The sequence below is a fragment of the Cellulomonas alba genome, from assembly GCF_030362835.1.
In the GTDB taxonomy this organism is placed as follows: Bacteria; Actinomycetota; Actinomycetes; order Actinomycetales; family Cellulomonadaceae; genus Cellulomonas; species Cellulomonas alba.
In genome coordinates this window covers 332,543-351,024 of the sequence record NZ_JAUCGQ010000002.1, presented here as the reverse complement: position 1 = coordinate 351,024, position 18,482 = coordinate 332,543, and the positions used below count along the sequence as shown (strand labels likewise).

Below are 18,482 nucleotides of genomic sequence, written 5' to 3'. Positions count from 1 at the left end.
GCGCTTCTAGCGTCAGTAGGAGGACGACCGACCTCCGAGGTGACCAGCATGCTCATCGCCAGTGCAGGCGTGGCCCTGCTCCCACGCGCGGCCCTCCCCGCCACCGATGCACCGCACGGCGGCGAGGGCACGCTCGTGCTGCCCGACCTCTCGGTCGTGACGACCGCGGGTGGCCTCGAGGGACGAGCGCTGCTCTGGCTCGGCCTCGTGATCTGCGCCCTCGGGCTGACCTTCGGCGCCGTGACCTTCGCCCGGCTCCGCCGCCTGCCCGTGCACGTCTCGATGCGCGACGTCTCCGAGCTGATCTACGCCACGTGCAAGGCGTACCTCGCGAAGCAGGGCCGCTTCCTGCTCGTGCTGTGGGCGTTCATCGCCACGGTTATCGTCGTGTACTACAAGGCGCTCGTCGGCTTCGGCTGGGGCCGGGTCGTCGTGGTGATCGCGTTCTCGCTCGTCGGGATGGCGGGCTCGTTCGCGGTCGCCTGGTTCGGGATCCGCGTCAACACGTTCGCGAACTCGCGCACCGCCTACGCGTCGCTGCGGGGGCGGCCCCTCCCCCTGCACCGGATCCCGCTGCAGTCGGGCATGGCGATCGGCATGGTCCTCATCAGCCTCGAGCTCGCCATGATGCTCGTCATCCTCCTGCTGCTGCCGCCGTCGCTCGCGGGCGCGTGCTTCATCGGGTTCGCGGTCGGCGAGTCCCTCGGCGCCGCCGCGCTGCGCATCGCCGGCGGCATCTTCACGAAGATCGCCGACATCGGCTCCGACCTGATGAAGATCGCGTTCCACATCAAGGAGGACGACGCGCGGAACCCGGGCGTCATCGCCGACTGCACCGGCGACAACGCCGGGGACTCGGTCGGCCCCAGCGCGGACGGCTTCGAGACGTACGGCGTGACGGGCGTCGCGCTCGTCACGTTCGTGCTCCTCGGCGTGCACGAGCCGGCCACGCAGGCCGCCCTGCTCGTCTGGCTGTTCGTGCTTCGCGCCGTGATGCTCGTGGCGTCGGCCGCGTCGTACCAGGTGAACGACTGGTGGGCGCGGCGCCGGTACGCGGAGGCGGACCGGATGGACTTCGAACGGCCGCTGACGACGCTCGTCTGGCTGACGTCCGCCACGTCGACGGCGTTGACCTTCGCCACGTCCTGGCTCGTGCTCTCCGTGGTCGGCGGGGTCGACGGCCTGTGGTGGAAGCTCGCGGCGATCGTGTCCTGCGGCACGCTCGCCGGCGCGCTCATCCCGGAGCTCGTCAAGGTGTTCACCTCGACGCGCTCCCGGCACGTGCGCGAGGTCGTCAAGTCGTCCCGCGAGGGTGGACCGTCGCTCAACATCCTGTCCGGCTTGGTCGCGGGCAACTTCTCGGCCTACTGGATCGGCCTCGCGATCGTCGCGCTGATGGCGGCCGCGTACGGCGTCAGCGAGCTCGGCCTCGACGCGCTGATGGCCGCACCCGCGGTGTTCGCGTTCGGGCTGGTCGCGTTCGGCTTCCTCGGCATGGGACCGGTCACGATCGCCGTCGACTCCTACGGGCCGGTGACCGACAACGCGCAGAGCGTCTACGAGCTCTCGACGATCGAGGAGCTGGGGGTCGACGACGAGCTCGCGGCGGACCTCGGCACGCAGCCGCGCTGGTCCGTCGCCAAGCGGATGCTCGAGGAGAACGACGGCGCGGGCAACACGTTCAAGGCCACCGCCAAGCCGGTCCTGATCGGGACCGCCGTCGTCGGCGCGACGACGATGATCTTCTCGATCATCATGGCGCTGACCGACGGCCTGACGACGTCGCTCGACGGCCTCTCGCTCATGCACGCCCCGTTCCTGCTCGGCCTGGTGACGGGCGGTGCGGTCGTCTTCTGGTTCACCGGCGCGTCCATCCAGGCCGTCACGGCGGGCTCCTACCGCGCGGTGGAGTACATCAAGCAGACGATCCGGCTCGACGGCACCACCAAGGCCGACGAGCGTCAGTCGCGGCAGGTCGTCGAGATCTGCACGCAGTACGCCCAGCGCGGCATGCTCACGATGTTCCTCGCCGTGTTCTTCACGACGCTGGCCTTCGCGTTCGTCGAGCCGTTCTTCTTCGTGGGCTACCTCGTGTCGATCGCCGTGTTCGGCCTCTACCAGGCGATCTTCATGGCCAACGCGGGCGGGGCATGGGACAACGCGAAGAAGATCGTCGAGGTCGACCTGCACGCCAAGGGCACCGCGCTGCACGACGCGACGATCGTCGGCGACACGGTCGGCGACCCGTACAAGGACACGTCGTCGGTCGCGCTCAACCCCGTCATCAAGTTCACGACGCTCTTCGGCCTGCTCGCCGTCGAGCTCGCGACCTCCTTGCGGGACGAGGGGCGCGGCACCCTCGTCACGTGCCTCGCCGTGGTGCTCGGGCTCGCGGGCGCGTACTTCGTCCACCGGTCGTTCTACGCGATGCGCATCTCCCGGTCGCTCGAGGACGACCGCGAGGCACTGCCCGACGAGCCCGGGGCGCCCGGGCCGAGCGACGCGCATGACGCCCGCCCGGCCGCCACCAGGGCCGAGCCGACAGGACACCCCGCAGGCTGCACAGCCGTCGCGACGGACGTCCCGGAGCCGCACAGCCAGCCGGCCGCGACGGACGACACCCCCCTGACCACGATCCCCGCGCGCTGAGCGCGCCACGACGAGGAGCGCGACGATGCGCATCGCGATCGCCTACACCAACCCCACGGGCGGCCCGCTCGTCGACGCCGACGGGCACGTGGCCGGGAACGACGCCGGTGCCACGCTCGTCCGGCGTCTGCTGCGCGTCTTCCCGGGGGCCCGGCTCATCGGGCCGCGCGCGCAGGACTGCGAGGGCTTCGAGGTCGTGCCGCTCACCGGCATCGACCCCGAGCGGACGGTCGTGATCAACATGGGCGTCGTCGACAGCACGGAGCTCTGGCGCACGCTGGCCCGCCAGACGCCGGAGCCCCACGTCATGAACTTCCTCTGGCAGGCGGTCACGCACTGGAGGCACCCCGTCGAACGCAGCGCGCTGGCGCTGTCGTGCGCACTGTTCCCGACGTTCGCCAACTCCGAGCGCACCGCCTTCGAGGCCCGCGAGGTCATGCGGCAGCTCACGGTCGCGCCGCTCGCCGAGCGGGCCGTCCTCGCCTGGGTCAACCTCGGGATCCGGCTCGAGCACGTCCAGCCCCGCCGGCGCGTCGACGTGCCCGTCGTGCTCTACCCCGCCATCTACCTGTCCGAGCGCAAGCAGCCGCGCCTCTTCATGGACGTCGTCGAGCGGGTCCACGCCCGTACGCCGATCCGCGTGGAGATGCGCCTGCACGAGTCGCACCTCGTGTCGGAGCCTGCGATGCGGCTGTCCCAGAACGACTGGGCCTGGGTGGGCCCGCTCACCGCGAGCCGCGAGTCCTACTGGGAGGCCCTGTCGCGGACCACGGCGTTCCTCGCCACCGCGACCGAGGAGTCCTACGGGCTGGAGTACGTCGAGGCGCTCGTGGCCGGGGCGGTCGGCGTGTTCCCCGACCGCCCCTGGGCGCGCGCGATCCTGCCCGCGCGGTACCCCTACCTCTACACGGACGCGGCGCAGGCCGAGGCGCTGCTGCTGCGCGCGGTCACCGACCCCGCGAGGTGCCGTGCCGAGCTCGACGCCTGCGTGGGCGGCGACTTCCAGGGCTGGCTGCGTGCACGGCACGACGACGACCTGTTCGAGAAGGCGATCGCCGAGCGCGTCGTGGAGTGGTTCGGGGCCTAGACGCCGCTGCCCGGCTCGCCGTGCGGCGAGCCGGGCTGCCACCGGCGACGAGCCGGGCCGGTACCGACGGGCTCAGTCGACCTGCTCGTCGTCCTCCGCGTGGCGGTACGGGTCCGCGTCGCCGGCGTAGGTGGCGCCCGCGGCGAGCGCCGCGACCGCGGCGTCGCGCTGCGCGGCCGCGTCGAGCGCCGCCTCGAGGTGCGCCGAGGTCTCCGGCAGCGCGTCCAGGTGGAACGCGATGGTCGGCGTCAGGCGCACACCCGTGGCCTTGCCGACCTCGGAGCGGATGAGGCCCTTGGCGCTCTCGAGCGCCGCGGCCGAGCCTGCGCGGGACTCGTCGTCGCCGTAGACCGTGTAGAAGACGTCCGCGTGCTGCAGGTCGCCCGTCACGCGCACGTCCGTGATCGTGACGAACCCGAGGCGCGGGTCCTTGATGCGGGTGTCGAGCAGCTGCGCGACGACCTGCTGGATGCGCTCGCCGAGCTTGCGGGCACGGGGGTGGTCGGCCATGTCGTGCTTCCTTTCTCAGCCCACCGGCGAGAAGCCTCGCGGGGGCCGTACGCCACGGCGGGTTCGGCGCCCGTCCGCGACCGTGGTGGGGCTGGCAGCCGGGTCGCCCCGCGAGGGGCGACCCGGCCGGTAGGTCGCGGACGGGCGCCGAAGCCGCCCAGCCAGACTCAGCTCAGGAGCGAGGCTTCTCGCGCAGCTCCCAGGTCTCGATGACGTCCTCGACCTGGAGGTCGTTGTACGACCCGAGGCCGATACCGCACTCGTAACCCTCGCGGACCTCGGTCGCGTCGTCCTTGAACCGCTTGAGCGACTCGATCGTGAGGTTGTCCCCGATGACCTTGCCGCCGCGCAGCACGCGGGCCTTGGTGTTCCGGCGGATCTCGCCCGAGCGGACGATCGAACCGGCGATGTTGCCGAACTTCGAGGAGCGGAACACCTCGCGCACCTCCGCGGTGCCGAGCTGCACCTCCTCGTACTCCGGCTTGAGCATGCCCTTGAGGGCCGCCTCGACGTCGTCGATCGCCTGGTAGATGACCGAGTAGAAGCGCACGTCGACGCCCTCGCGGTCGGCCAGCTCCTCGACGCGCTCCGCGAACTTCACGTTGAAGCCGATGATGATCGCGTTGTCGACGGTCGCCAGGTTGACGTCGTTCTGCGTGATGGCACCCACCCCGCGGTGGATGACGCGCAGGTCGACCTCCTCGCCCACGTCGATCTTGAGCAGCGCGTCCTCGAGTGCCTCGACGGCACCCGAGACGTCGCCCTTGATGACGAGGTTGAGCGTCTCGACCTTGCCCAGCGCGAGCGCCTGCGTGAAGTCCTCGAGGCTGATGCGCTTGCGGCGCTTGGCCAGGAGGGCGGCGCGCTCGGCGGCCTCACGCTTCTCGGCGATCTGGCGGGCCGTGCGGTCGTCGGGCGCCACGATGAACGTGTCGCCGGCGCTCGGCACCGAGGTGAGACCGAGCACCTGCACCGGACGCGACGGCCCGGCCTCGGTGACGTTCTCGCCGTGCTCGTCGAACATGGCGCGCACGCGGCCGTAGGCCGTGCCCGCGACCACCGCGTCACCGACCTGCAGCGTGCCGGACTGGACCAGCACCGTCGCGACCGCACCGCGGCCCTTGTCGAGGTTCGCCTCGATCGCCACGCCGCGCGCGTCCTTGTCGGGGTTGGCCCGCAGGTCGAGCGCCGCGTCGGCGGTCAGGAGGACGGCCTCGAGCAGGCTGTCGATGCCGAGGTTCTGCTTGGCGGAGACGTCGACGAACATCGTGTCGCCGCCGTACTCCTCGGCCACGAGGTTGTACTCGGTGAGCTGCTGGCGGATCTTGGCGGGGTTGGCCCCCTCCTTGTCCACCTTGTTCACCGCGACCACGATCGGCACGTTCGCCGCCTGGGCGTGGTTGAGCGCCTCGATGGTCTGCGGCATCACGCCGTCGTCGGCCGCGACCACGAGGATCGCGATGTCGGTGACCTGAGCACCACGGGCACGCATGGCGGTGAACGCCTCGTGACCCGGGGTGTCGATGAACGTGATGGCGCGGTCGTTGCCCTCGTGCGTCGTGCGCACCTGGTAGGCACCGATGTGCTGCGTGATGCCACCGGCCTCGCCCGCGACGACGTCCGTCTGGCGGATGGCGTCGAGGAGCTTGGTCTTGCCGTGGTCGACGTGACCCATGACGGTGACGACCGGCGGCCGCGCGGCGAGGTCCTCGTCGGACTCGCCCTCGAGCTCGGCGTCGAGGTCGATGTCGAAGGAGCCGAGCAGCTCCTTGTCCTCCTCCTCGGCCGAGACCATCTCGACGACGTAGCCCAGCTCGGCCGCGAGCGTGCCGAACGTGTCCTCGTCGAGCGACTGCGTCGCCGTGGCCATCTCACCGAGGTGGAACAGCACCGTGACGAGCGACGCGGGGTTCGCGTCGATCTTGTCGGCGAAGTCGTTCAGGGACGAGCCGTGCCGCAGGCGGATGACGGTCGAGCCGTCGCCGCGGGGGACGCTGACGCCGCCGAGCGACGGCGCCTGCATCTGCTCGAACTCCTGCCGCTTCGCGCGCTTGCTCTTGCGCCCGCGGACCGGACGACCGCCTGCGCGGCCGAACGCGCCCTGCGTGCTGCCGCGACCGGCACCGCCGGGACGACCGCCGCCGCCACCGGGACGACCGGCGAAGCCGCCGCCACCGCCGGGAGCGCCGCCGGCGCCACCGGGACGGCCGCCGAACCCGCCGCGACCGCCGCCACCGCCACCGGGACCACCGCGACCCGCACCCGCGGGACGCTCACCGGGACGGCCGACGCCGCTCGAGGTACGGCCGGGCATCATGCCCGGGTTGGGACGCGGACCACCGGGACGAGGGCCACCGGGGCGCGGACCGCCCGGACGGTCGCCCGCACCTGCGCCGGCACCGGCCGCAGGCGCACCCTCGGCGGGCGCGCGGCGCTCGCCGGGACGCGGCATGCCCTGCGACGCCGCGAACGGGTTGTTGCCCGGGCGCGGACCCGAGGGACGCGGGCCGCCGGGACGGTCGCCGCCCTGGCGGGGCATGCCCTGCGAGGGAGCGAACGGGTTGTTGCCCGGACGCGTGGCGGGGCGCGGCGCGGACGGACGGCCCGGCGCGGGCGCCGGACGACCGGCGGGGGCCGGAGCGGCCGGACGCGCTGCGGGGGCCGCCGCAGGCGCGGCGGACGCGGCCGGGGCAGCGGCGGCAGGTGCAGCCGGTGCGGCGGGCGCGAGAGCGGCGGGCGCCGGGGGCGCAGCAGCCGCGGGAGCCGGGGCGGCGGGGGCCGCGGCGGCGGGACGGGCGGGGGCCTTCGGGGCCGGCGCCGCGGGTGCGGGCGCCGAGGAACCACCACCGGCCGGGTACACGTCGCGCAGCTTGCGGACGACCGGCGGCTCGATGGTGGACGACGCCGAACGGACGAACTCGCCCATCTCGGTGAGCTTGTTCATGAGGGTCTTGCTATCGACTCCGAGCTCCTTGGCGAGCTCGTAGACGCGGGCCTTGGCCACATCTCTCCCTGTCTCGGCCCGCCCAGGACAGGGTGGACCGTCGTTAGTGCTGGGTACTCATCGCTGGGTACTCATCGGTTCGTGCTCATCGGGTAGCCATCGGCTTCCAACCCGCTTTCCTCATCGACGGTCTGCTCCGCCCCCGGGATCGGCCCGGTGGCGGCCTCCTGCTGCTCCACGTGCCGCCGGACCGCTGCCACGTCGGCCGGACCTGCGAGTCGCAGGGCCCGGACGAACGCACGTCGGCGCTCGGCGAGGTCGAGGCATCCAGGATCGGGGTGCAGCCACGCCCCCCTGCCCGGCATCCGGCGGCGCTCGTCGACGACGAGCACGCCCGCCGCGTCGGCCACCACCCTCAGCAGGGCGGACCTCGGGCCGGTCTTCCGGCACCCCACGCACGTCCGCACCGGTCCCACGGGGGGAACGACGGGTGACGGATCGGATGACGAGAGGCGTCGGGCCTCCGGCCCAGCCTCGCCGAGTCTACCGCGCGGCGTCACCGACCGTGACCGGAGGCGTCGCGCGCGGGCTCGCCCGGCGCGTCGGAGCCGCTCCCGGCGCCGGTCTCGGCGTCGGACCGGATGTCGATGCGCCAGCCGGTGAGCTTGGCCGCCAGGCGGGCGTTCTGGCCCTCCTTGCCGATCGCGAGCGACAGCTGGTAGTCGGGCACGACGACGCGCGCGGCGCGCGCCACGGCGTCGACGATCGTGACGGACTCCACACGAGCAGGCGAGAGCGCGTGGGCGATCATCTCCGCCGGGTCGTCGGCGTGGTCGACGATGTCGATCTTCTCGCCGCGCAGCTCGGCCATGACGGCCCGCACGCGTGCGCCCATCGGGCCGATGCACGCGCCCTTGGCGTTGACGCCCGGGACGGTGGCGCGGACCGCCATCTTGGTGCGGTGACCTGCCTCGCGCGCGATCGCGGTGATCTCCACCGTGCCGTCCGCGACCTCGGGGACCTCGAGCGCGAACAGCTTGCGCACGAGGTTCGGGTGCGTGCGCGAGAGCGTCACCTGGGGGCCGCGCGGGCCGCGCGTGACCTCGAGGACGTACCCGCGGATGCGGTCGCCGTGCGTGTACTCCTCGCCCGGCACCTGCTCGTGCGCGGGGAGCACCGCCTCGGTGCCGCCGACGTCGACGAGCACCGTGCGGGGGTCGCGGCCCTGCTGGATGACGCCGCCGAGGACCTCGCCCTCCTTGCCACGGAACGTGCCGAGGACCTGGTCGTCCTCCGCGTCGCGGAGCCGCTGGACGATCACCTGGCGCGCCGTCGCGGTCGCGATCCGGCCGAAGCCGTCGGGCGTGTCGTCGAACTCCGGGCTCTCCTCCCCCGTCGGCTGGCCGTCCTCGTCGACGGGCGCGGGCTCGCGGGCCCACACCGCGACGTGGCCGGTGCGGCGGTCGACCTCGACGCGCGCGCGCTGGTAGGCGCCCGGCGTGCGGTGGTAGGCGGAGAGCAGCGCCTGCTCGATCGCGGAGACGAGCACGTCGAGGCTGATGTCCCGTTCGCGCTCGAGCAGCCGCAGCGCCTGCATGTCGATGTCCATCGTCAGCCCTCTCGCCCGGCGTCCGCGCCGGCGTCGTCGTCGTCATCGGCGGTGCCCAGCCCGCTCAGGTCCACCTCGACGTGCCCGTCGCGCACGGCGTCGAGCGCCAGGCGTACGGGCTCACCCACCTTCGGCGGGCGGCCCTTGAGGCCGGGCGTCACGGGCACGACCACGAGCACCGCGCCGGCGTCGCCGTCGCGCTCCACGTCGGTCAGCCGGCCGGCGAGCGTGCCGCCGTCCGCGAGCCGCAAGGTCACGGAACGCCCGACCGCCCGCACGAAGTGCCGGCGCTGCGTCAGCGCGCGCGACACCCCGGGGCTCGACACCTCGAGGGTGTAGTGACCCGGGACCACGTCGTTCGCGTCGAGCGCGTCGGAGACGGCACGCGTCGCGTCGGCGACCCGGTCGAGATCGAGCTCGCCGTCCGCGTCCTCCGGCAGGTCGACGACGACCCGCACCACGGACCGCGCTCCGGCGCGCACCACCTCGACGTCCTCGAGCAGGAGCCCGACGGACGCGGTCGCGGGTTCGACGACCTCGCGGACGCGCTGCGCGGGTGCTGGCGCGGCCATGTCCGCCTCCTGTCGGGCCCGGGGCCGGCGGAGTGCGTCGACCCATGATGTTGTGCCGGTGCACGCGCACGAGACGCACGCACCGGTGTCGGTGTTCTGCGTCAGCCTAACGAACCCCCACCTGCGGGCTCACCGGGACGGGCGGGTGCGCATGGCAGGATCGCCGGCGATGCGCACCGGTCGGCCCCGCCCGTCCCGTCGCCGCGCCGTCCGGGCGCTGGCCGCGGGGCTCGTCGCCGTCGGGCTCGCCGCTCCGCTGGCCGGCTGCGACCTGCGCACCGAGTCCGCGCCGCCGGTCGCGCCGAGCCCGGACGCCGTCGAGCGGGTGCGCGGCGGTCAGGTCGCACGCTCCGTCGGGCTCGAGCAGGCGGCGCAGGCCGCGCTGACGACGCCCGCGGGCAGCGCCAAGGTCGTCGCCGCCGTGCTCACCGACGTCGCGGCGTTCTCGGCGCGGCACGCGACCGAGCTCGGCGGCACGTATCGCTCGGGCCTGCCGGACGACTCCGCGTCGCCGCTCCCCACGACGACGGCCGCCACGCCCGCGACACCCGCGCAGGTGCTCGCGGCCCTCGTGGGCGCGCGCGACGCGGCGCTCGGCGATGCGGACGGCGTCGGCGACGGCGGCCTCGCGCGGCTGCTGGCGTCGGTCGGCACGTCGCGCGCCGAGCTCGCGACGCGGCTCGCGGTCGCACTGCGGACCAAGGTGCCCGCCTCGAGCGCCGCCGCGAAGCCCGCAGCGTCGACGCCCGCACCAGGACCGACGCCCACCGCCGGCACGCCGTTCACCGACGCCGATGCGCAGGCGCTCGTGCGCGCGCAGGACCAGGCGGGCTACGGCTTCGAGGTCGTCGCCGCCCAGCTCTCCGGCGCCGAGCGCACGCGCGCGGTGGCCGCCGCGGCGCGGCACCGGCTCACCGCCGCCGAGCTCGCGGCCGACGCCGGGATCGCGGGCACGCCGGACGACCCCCGTCGCGCGGCGTACACGCTGCCCGCGGGTCTGTCGGACCCGAAGGTCGTCCGGACGCTCGCGCGCTCGCTCGAGACGTCGCTCGCCGACGCGTACGCGACGGCGGTCGCGCACACCAGCGCGGGGCAGCGCGCGGACGCCGTCGCGGGCCTGCGCGCGGCGACGGCGGACGCACGCACGTGGGGCGCCGCGGCCGTCGCGTTCCCGGGGATGCCCGAGCTCGCTCAGGACCACACGGGCTGACGCCCGCGCCGTCGCCGGCCCGACCGGGCGACCGCCTAGAGCAGTGCGGCCACCTGCCGGGCGACGCGCTCGGCGGCCTCGGCGAGGGGGACCTGCTCGGCGTCACCGCCGGCGCGCGACCGCACCTCGACCACGCCGTCCGCGAGCCCGCGCCCGACGACGACCACGAGCGGCACGCCGAGGAGCTCCGCGTCCGCGAACTTGACGCCCGGCGACACCTTCGGCCGGTCGTCGTAGAGCACCTCGACCCCGCGCCGCTCGAGGTCGCGCACGAGCTCCTCGGCGGCGTCGAACACCGTGGCGTCCTTGCCGGTAGCGACGACGTGCACGTGCGCCGGCGCGACGTGCGCGGGCCACGCGAGGCCCTTGTCGTCGTTGTTCGCCTCGGCGAGCGCGGCGAGCACGCGCGTCACGCCGATGCCGTACGAACCCATCGTCACGACGACGGCCTTGCCGTTCTGGTCGAGCACCGTCAGGCCGAGCGCGCGGGCGTACTTGCGGCCGAGCTGGAAGATGTGGCCGATCTCGATGCCGCGCGCGAGCTCGAGCGGGCCGGACCCGTCGGGCGCCTCGTCACCGGCGCGGACCTCGGCGGCCTCGACGGTGCCGTCGGCCGTGAAGTCGCGGCCCGCGACGAGGTCGAACACGTGCTTGCCGCTCTCGTTCGCGCCCGTGATCCAGCGCGTGCCCGCGACGACGCGCGGGTCGAGCAGGTAGCGGACGGACGTCCGCTCCTCGTCGTCCACCGCGCGACCGTCCGCGTTCGGGCCGAGCACCGCGGGGCCGATGTAGCCGCGGACGAGCTCCGGGTGCGCCGCGAAGTCGGCGTCGCCGGCCGGCTCGACCTCGGCGGGGCTCACCGACGCCTCGAGCCGCTTCAGGTCGACCTCGCGGTCGCCCGGCAGGCCGACGACGAGCAGCTCGCGCTCGCCGGTCGGGCGCACCAGGGCGACGACGACGTTCTTGAGCGTGTCCGCCGCGGTCCATGCACGGTCGGGGCGCGCGTACCGCGCGTTCGCGAGCCCGACGAGCGACTCGATCGTCGGCGTGTCGGGCGTGTCCTCGACGTGCGCGGCCGGGGCGTCGTCGAACGGGACCGCGTCGGGCACGACCGTCGTCACGGCCTCGACGTTCGCCGCGTAGCCGCCGGGCGACCGCACGAACGTGTCCTCGCCGATCGGCGTGGGCGTGAGGAACTCCTCCGAGCGCGACCCGCCCATCGCGCCCGACGTCGCCGCGACGATCACGTACTCGAGGCCGAGCCGGTCGAAGATGCGCCGGTACGCGTCGCGCTGCGCCTGGTAGGACGCGTCCAGGCCGGCGTCGTCGACGTCGAACGAGTAGGCGTCCTTCATGACGAACTCGCGGCCGCGAATGAGCCCGGCACGCGGGCGCGCCTCGTCGCGGTACTTCGTCTGGATCTGGAACAGCGTGAGCGGCAGGTCCTTGTACGACGAGTACAGGTCCTTGACCAGGAGCGTGAACATCTCCTCGTGCGTCGGCGCGAGCAGGTAGTCGACGCCCTTGCGGTCCCGGAGCCGGAAGAGGTTCGGCCCGTACTCGGTCCACCGGTTCGTCGCCTCGTACGGCTCGCGGGGCAGGAGCGCCGGGAAGTGCACCTCCTGGGCGCCCGCCGCCGCCATCTCCTCCCGGACGACGGCCTCGACCTTGGCGAGCACGCGCAGGCCGAGCGGGAGCCACGTGTAGATGCCGGGAGCGGCGCGGCGGATGTAGCCCGCGCGCACGAGGAGCTTGTGGCTCGCGACCTCGGCGTCGGCGGGGTCCTCACGCAGCGTGCGGACGAACAGCGTGGAGAGGCGCAGAGGCATGCGCCAAGCCTAGGGGCTCGTCACGGGCCGCCCGGCGCGCGGAGGAACCGGTCGGGCGCGCCCGGTGCGCGTGTCGGCGGCGTGCGCCACGATGGGCCGCGTGCCGGAGCTCCCCGAGGTCGAGGCGCTCGCGCAGTTCCTCCGCGAGCGGACGGCCGGTCGCGTCGTGACCAAGGTCGACGTGGGCGCGATCAGCGCGCTCAAGACGTTCCGGCCCGCGCCCGACGCGCTCGTCGGCGGCGCGGTCGTCGACGTGTCGCGGCACGGCAAGTGGCTCGACCTGCTCGTCGCGACGCCCACCGGCGAGCCGTTGCACCTGGTGTGGCACCTCGCCCGGGCGGGGTGGCTGCGCTGGTACGAGCAGCTCCCCGCGACGCCCGTGCGACCCGGCAAGTCGCCGCTCGCGTTGCGGGTCCGGCTCGACGACGGCTCGGGCTACGACCTCACGGAGGCCGGCACGCGCAAGCGGCTCGCGGTGCACGTGGTCGAGGACCCGCAGGACGTGCCGCAGATCGCGACGCTCGGCGTCGAGCCGCTCTCCGACGAGTTCACGCCGCAGCGCCTCGGCGAGCTCCTCCACGCGAGGAACCAGCAGGTCAAGGGCCTGCTGCGCGACCAGGGCACGATCGCGGGCATCGGCAACGCGTACTCGGACGAGATCCTGCACGCCGCGCGGATGTCCCCGTTCGCCATGACGCGGTCGTTCGACGACGCGCGGACCGCGGCGCTCTACGACGCGACGCGCGAGGTGCTCACCGAGGCCGTCGCGGCCGCGTCCGGCCGGCCCGCGGCCGAGCTGAAGGACGCCAAGCGCCGCGGCATGCGCGTCCACGGCCGCACGGGCGAGCCCTGCCCGGGGTGGAACGGCGTGCCGTGCGGCGACACCGTGCACGAGGTGTCGTTCGCCGACTCGTCGTTGCAGTACTGCCCGACGTGCCAGACGGGCGGCAAGCCGCTCGCCGACCGGCGGATGTCACGGCTGCTGCGCTGAGCCGGGACGGCGGGATCAGAACAGGACCGTCGCGTACGTCCCCACCTGGCGGAAGCCGACCGCGCGGTACGCCGCGAGCGCGCGGGCGTTGTAGTCGTTGACGTACAGCGACACGACCGGCGCGACGTCGCGACGGGTGTGCTCGACGACCGCCGCCATGCCCTTCTCGGACAGCCGCCGGCCGCGGAGCTCGGGTGCGACCCACACGCCCTGGATCTGCGCGACTCCGCCGGCCACGGCGCCGAGCTCGGCCTTGAACTGGACCCGGCCGTCGCGGTCCGTCCGCACGAACGACCGGCCCTCCGCGATCAGCCCGCGCACACGCGCCTCGTAGGGGCCACCCGGGCCGCTCGCCGGCGAGTAGCCGACCTCCTCGGTGAACATCCGGATGCACGCCGGCAGCACGGACTCGAACTCGTCGGGCCGCGAGCGTCGCACGTCGGGGTCGGACGTGATCCGCGGTCGGGTGTCGATCACCATCGAGGGCTGGTCGTCGCGGACCTCGCGCGCGCCCGGCCACGTCGGGCGCAGCCGCTCCCACAGCGCGAGCACCGCCGGAGCCGGCCCGACGATCGACGAGCAGCGCCGCCCGTGGTCCTTCGCGCGTTCGGCGAACGCGTCGAGCGCCCGGGAGGCGAGATTCCCGTCGTCCACCGGGACGACGGGAACCATGTTGGCGCCCGCCCAGCAGACGGCCCGAAGCGAGCCGTCGACCTCGAACCCCCACAGCGCGCCGCCGGCGCCGCGGATGCCCGTGGTCTGCGCCTGCTCGATCCGCGCCGCGGCCAGCACGGACCCGACCGGGTCGAGCGCGCAGACCGCCAGCGCGGCACGGACGTCGGCGTCGTCGAGCACCCGGGCGGCGGCACGCCCGTCGACCAGTGAAGCCCGACGCAGGACCATGCCTCGGATTGTGCCTTACCGAGCCGTCAGTGACCCGACGCACGGGCATGACGATCGGCCGGTTCGGCCGAGGAAACCACGGTCGGCCTCACCTGCGGTTCAGCCGACGGTCACCACAGGGGACGTGCTCTGGCCCGGCTCGGCCTCCATCGTCTCCGCGATGCGCATGGCCTCCTCGATGAGCGTCTCGACGATCAGCGCCTCGGGAACCGTCTTGACGACCTCGCCCTTGACGAAGATCTGGCCCTTGCCGTTGCCGGACGCGACGCCGAGGTCGGCCTCGCGCGCCTCGCCGGGGCCGTTGACGACGCAGCCCATGACGGCGACGCGCAGCGGCACCTCGAGGCCCTCGAGACCCGCCGTGACGCGCTCGGCGAGCGTGTACACGTCGACCTGCGCGCGGCCGCACGAGGGGCACGAGACGATCTCGAGCTTGCGCGGCCGCAGGTTGAGCGACTGCAGGATCTGGATGCCGACCTTGACCTCCTCGACGGGAGGCGCGGAGAGCGAGACGCGGATCGTGTCGCCGATGCCCTTGCTGAGCAGCGCGCCGAACGCGGTCGCCGACTTGATCGTGCCCTGGAAGGCCGGGCCTGCCTCGGTGACGCCGAGGTGGAGCGGCCAGTCGCCGCGCTCGGAGAGCAGCTCGTAGGCACGCACCATGACGACCGGGTCGTTGTGCTTGACCGAGATCTTGAAGTCGTGGAAGTCGTGCTCCTCGAACAGCGACGCCTCCCAGACCGCGGACTCGACGAGCGCCTCGGGCGTCGCCTTGCCGTACTTGGCGAGCAGGCGAGGATCGAGCGACCCGGCGTTGACGCCGATGCGCAGCGAGACGCCGGCGTCCTTGGCCGCCGCCGCGATCTCCTTCACCTGGTCGTCGAACTTGCGGATGTTGCCCGGGTTGACGCGGACCGCGGCGCAGCCGGCGTCGATCGCGGCGAAGACGTACTTGGGCTGGAAGTGGATGTCGGCGATCACCGGGATCTGCGACTTGCGCGCGATCGCGGGGAGCGCGTCGGCGTCGTCCTGGCTCGGCACCGCGACTCGGACGATGTCGCAGCCGGAGGCGGTCAGCTCGGCGATCTGCTGCAGCGTCGAGTTGACGTCGGCGGTCAGCGTGGTCGTCATCGACTGGACGCTGATCGGCGCGTCGCCGCCGACCTCGACCTTGCCGACGCGGATCTTGCGGGTCTTGCGACGAGGGGCGAGGACGGGGGCCGGCGCTTCCGGCATGCCGAGGGAGATCGGGACGCTCACCTCGTCATCATCGCACCGCGCCGGGCCGGACCGGGCGTGACGTCGGCCCCACCACCCGACGTCCACGAGTCCCGACGGCGACGTGCGGGCCGCGTTCACGGCGCACGCCGTCGGACGACCCCTCGCCCGCCTGGTCGAGCACGGTCGATCGAATCGTTACGATGCCTCGGTGACGACGACCCTCGGCGGCGGCCGGCCCTCGGCCGGGACCACAGCCGTCGACCCCGTCGTCCGGCGCGCGCGCTGGTCGCTGCTCGGCCTGTTCCTCGTCTTCGGGCTCGTGAACCCGAGCTGGCTGTCGCGGCTGCCGTCCATCCGCGCCGACCTCGGGCTGACGTCCGGGCAGCTCGGCGCGCTCCTGCTGGTCGGCGCGTGCGGGTCGCTCGTGGCCGTCGGCACCACCGGCGTCTTCGTGACGCGGTTCGGCGCGCGCGCCGCGATCCTGTGCGCGACCACCGGCAACCTCGTGGGCTTCGCGCTCGTCGCGGCAGGTGTCGCGGCCGCCGACGTGCCGCTGTTCGCCGCGGGCGTGCTCGTCAACGGGGCGTGCGGGGCGTTCATCAACGTGCCGATCAACCTCGGGGCGGCGCTCGTCGAGCAGCGCGTCGGGCGCGCGATCCTCCCCCACTTCCACGCGGCGTTCTCGATCGGCGCCGCCGCGGGTGCGCTCGTGGGCGCGGCCTTCTCGGCTGCGCACGTCTCCGTGACCGCGCACCTGCTGGTGGTCGCCGTGGTCGTCGCGGGCACGCGGTTCGCGCTCGTGCGGCCGGCGACCGCGCTCGTACCCCGGCCCGGCCGGGCCGCGCCGTCCGTGGTCGCGAGTGTCGACGAGGACGCGACGGCGGTCGTGGCCGCCGCCCCGCGCGGCTCGAGCACGCGCGCCGCGCTGGCCGCATGGGCCGAGCCGCGCACGCTGCTCATCGGGTGCGTGCTGCTCGCAGCGTCGCTCTCGGAGGGCTCGGCGAGCAACTGGCTCGCGCTCGCCGTGGTGCACGGATTCGACAGCGCCGAGGCGGTCGGCGACCTCGCCTACGGCACGTTCGTGATCGCGATGACGGTGTTCCGGCTGTCCGGGACGCGCCTGATCGACCGGTACGGCCGCGTCGCCGTGCTCCGCGCGTCGGGAGTCGCGTCGATCCTCGGGCTCGCGCTGTTCGGGCTCGCGCCCTCGCTCGGCCTGTCGTGGCTCGGCATCGTCGCGTGGGGCTGCGGCGCCGCGCTCGCCAACCCGATCGCGATCGCCGCGGCGTCGGACGACCCGCTCCGGGCGCCCGGGCGCGTCTCGGTCGTGACGTCGTTCAGCTCGGTCGCGCAGCTGAGCGCGCCGCCCGTGCTGGGCCTGCTCGCCGACGGGTGGGGCGAGCGGCACGCGCTGCTCGTGATCTGCGCCGCGATGGTGCTGAGCCTCGCGGTCGCCGGCCAGGTCCGGCCGCTGTCGCGGACGAAACGGCAGCCGCTGCGCTGACCGCGCGACGCGGACGGCCCGCGCGTCAGACCTGGACGGGGTTGACGATGTCGGCCCAGATGAGCAGCAGCCCGACCGCGCCGAGGAGCACGAAGACCCCGTAGGCGAGCGGCACGAGCCGGGCCGAGTCGGACGGCCCCGGGCGCACGCGGCCGCGCAGCCGGGCGACCTGGCGGCGCGCGCCCTCCCAGAGCGCCGCCGCGACGTGGCCGCCGTCGAGCGGCGGCAGCGGGATGAGGTTGAAGACGAACAGCGCGATGTTCAGGCCGGCGAGCACCGAGAGCCAGCCGCCGAGCTTGAGCTGCCAGCCGACGTGCGCCGCGCCGATCTCGCCCGCGACGCGTCCGACGCCGACGATGCCCATCACGCTGTTCCCGTCGCGCGGGGTGCCGTGCACCGTCGAGTCCGCGACGCTGAGCACGCGCGTCGGCAGCGTCGCGACGACGGAGACCGTCTGGCTCGTGATCGACCACACCTCGCCCGGCACCGACGCGATCGAGCCGCGCTGGACCACGTACGTCGGCGACACCCCGAGGAACCCGGCGTCGACCGTCTTGACCTTGCCGGACCCGTCCGTCTCGGCGATGCCGTTCGAGTCCAGCACGGGACGCTGCGTGACGACCGGGGTGGCGGTCAGGTCGACCTGCTGCCCGTCGCGCTCGACGACCACGCGCACCGTCCGTCCGCCGTCGCCGCGGATGAGCTCGGTCAGCTGGTCCCACGACGTGATGGCGGTGCCGCCCCAGGCGACGATCCGGTCGCCCGCGCGCAGCCCGGCCACGGCGCCGGGCGCCTTCGGGTCGCTCGACGCGCAGGTCGTCGCGGTGGACGTCGCCGGCAGCACGCACTCCGACACGGCCGAGACCGTGGTGCCCGGCACCTGCGAGCCGATGAGCACCGTCACGATCGCCATGAGGACGAACGCGATGACGAGGTTCATGACCGGGCCGCCGAGCATGACGACGAGCTTCTTCGGCGTCGACAGCCGGTAGAAGGCGCGGTGGTCCTCGCCCGGGCGGATCTCCTCGGCGCTCGCCGCACGCGCGTCGCGCGCGACGCGGCCGAGCCAGCCCCGGGCCGGCGGGTTGCCGACGGCCTCGCCGGGCGGGTACATGCCGATCAGCCGGACGTAGCCGCCGAGCGGGATGGCCTTGAGGCCGTACTCCGTCTCGCCGCGGGTGCGCGACCACAGCGTGGGCCCGAAGCCGACCATGTACTGGCTGACGCGGACCCCGAACCGCTTGGCGGGGACCATGTGCCCGATCTCGTGCAGCGCGATCGACGCGAGCACGACGAGCACCACGACGACGACGCCGACCAGGTAAGCCATGCGGGCCATTGTCACCGACGACGCTGACAGTCGGCTGAAGGCCACCCGAGCGTGGCGACCCTTCCCACGCCGAAGGCGAAAGGCTACGTTTTCCATCGTCGACCTGCTCCGAACCACACGATT

The 18,482-nt window shown here is 73.8% G+C and carries 14 protein-coding genes; 5 read left to right on the top strand and 9 right to left on the bottom strand.

All coding sequences use genetic code 11. From position 1 onward, the window contains the following. Positions 1-48: 48 nt before the first annotated feature. Both QRT04_RS14330 and QRT04_RS14325 read left to right on the top strand, forming a co-directional pair. On the top strand, positions 49-2,649 hold the full coding sequence (locus QRT04_RS14330) for a sodium-translocating pyrophosphatase (protein ID WP_289456185.1): 2,601 nt from the start codon (positions 49-51) through the stop codon (positions 2,647-2,649). A gap of 25 nt (positions 2,650-2,674) precedes the next feature. Next, a complete protein-coding gene (locus tag QRT04_RS14325; RefSeq protein WP_289456184.1) occupies positions 2,675-3,736 on the top strand; it encodes a glycosyltransferase family 1 protein in 1,062 nt (353 codons plus the stop codon). 72 nt (positions 3,737-3,808) lie between these two features. On the opposite strand, the gene rbfA is transcribed toward QRT04_RS14325, so the two are convergent. The 5 genes from rbfA to QRT04_RS14300 all read right to left on the bottom strand — a co-directional run bounded on the left by rbfA (position 3,809) and on the right by QRT04_RS14300 (position 9,371). Then, positions 3,809-4,246: a 30S ribosome-binding factor RbfA gene (gene rbfA, locus QRT04_RS14320; RefSeq protein ID WP_289456183.1), complete on the bottom strand. Its 438-nt coding sequence runs from the start codon at positions 4,244-4,246 to the stop codon at positions 3,809-3,811. Positions 4,247-4,418: 172 nt separating this feature from the next. Beyond that, complete coding sequence (gene infB, locus QRT04_RS14315) at positions 4,419-7,250, bottom strand: translation initiation factor IF-2 (RefSeq protein WP_289456182.1); 2,832 nt, start codon at positions 7,248-7,250, stop codon at positions 4,419-4,421. 71 nt (positions 7,251-7,321) lie between these two features. Continuing rightward, positions 7,322-7,600 carry a YlxR family protein gene (locus QRT04_RS14310; protein WP_407653635.1) on the bottom strand — a complete coding sequence of 93 codons (279 nt, stop codon included), beginning with the start codon at positions 7,598-7,600 and terminating at the stop codon, positions 7,322-7,324. Positions 7,601-7,746: 146 nt separating this feature from the next. Beyond that, positions 7,747-8,799, bottom strand: a complete 1,053-nt coding sequence (gene nusA, locus QRT04_RS14305; protein WP_289456180.1) for a transcription termination factor NusA — start codon at positions 8,797-8,799, stop codon at positions 7,747-7,749. Between the two features lie 2 nt (positions 8,800-8,801). After that, positions 8,802-9,371, bottom strand: coding sequence for a ribosome maturation factor RimP (locus QRT04_RS14300; protein WP_289456179.1), 570 nt, complete (start codon positions 9,369-9,371; stop codon positions 8,802-8,804). A 169-nt stretch (positions 9,372-9,540) separates the two neighbouring features. Here QRT04_RS14300 and QRT04_RS14295 point away from each other — a divergent pair, with 169 nt between their 5' ends. After that, entirely contained in the window at positions 9,541-10,581 is a 1,041-nt protein-coding gene (locus tag QRT04_RS14295) for a DUF4439 domain-containing protein (RefSeq protein WP_289456178.1), read from the top strand. 35 nt (positions 10,582-10,616) lie between these two features. On the opposite strand, the gene QRT04_RS14290 is transcribed toward QRT04_RS14295, so the two are convergent. After that, positions 10,617-12,410, bottom strand: coding sequence for a proline--tRNA ligase (locus QRT04_RS14290; protein WP_289456177.1), 1,794 nt, complete (start codon positions 12,408-12,410; stop codon positions 10,617-10,619). 100 nt (positions 12,411-12,510) lie between these two features. Between QRT04_RS14290 and QRT04_RS14285 the strand changes: the two genes are divergently transcribed. After that, positions 12,511-13,401, top strand: a complete 891-nt coding sequence (locus QRT04_RS14285) for an Fpg/Nei family DNA glycosylase (RefSeq protein ID WP_289456176.1) — start codon at positions 12,511-12,513, stop codon at positions 13,399-13,401. A gap of 15 nt (positions 13,402-13,416) precedes the next feature. Here the strand turns inward: QRT04_RS14285 and QRT04_RS14280 are convergent, their stop codons facing one another. Next, positions 13,417-14,304: a GNAT family N-acetyltransferase gene (locus QRT04_RS14280; protein ID WP_289456175.1), complete on the bottom strand. Its 888-nt coding sequence runs from the start codon at positions 14,302-14,304 to the stop codon at positions 13,417-13,419. 99 nt (positions 14,305-14,403) lie between these two features. After that, a complete protein-coding gene (gene ispG / locus QRT04_RS14275) occupies positions 14,404-15,540 on the bottom strand; it encodes a flavodoxin-dependent (E)-4-hydroxy-3-methylbut-2-enyl-diphosphate synthase (RefSeq protein ID WP_289456373.1) in 1,137 nt (378 codons plus the stop codon). Positions 15,541-15,733: 193 nt separating this feature from the next. On the opposite strand from ispG, the gene QRT04_RS14270 reads away from it, so the two are divergent. Beyond that, complete coding sequence (locus QRT04_RS14270; protein ID WP_289456174.1) at positions 15,734-17,029, top strand: MFS transporter; 1,296 nt, start codon at positions 15,734-15,736, stop codon at positions 17,027-17,029. A gap of 25 nt (positions 17,030-17,054) precedes the next feature. Here the strand turns inward: QRT04_RS14270 and QRT04_RS14265 are convergent, their stop codons facing one another. Then, the gene (locus QRT04_RS14265; RefSeq protein ID WP_289456173.1) at positions 17,055-18,359 is read right to left on the bottom strand and encodes a M50 family metallopeptidase; all 1,305 of its coding nucleotides are present in this window, start codon (positions 18,357-18,359) and stop codon (positions 17,055-17,057) included. Between the last annotated feature and the right edge of the window lie 123 nt (positions 18,360-18,482).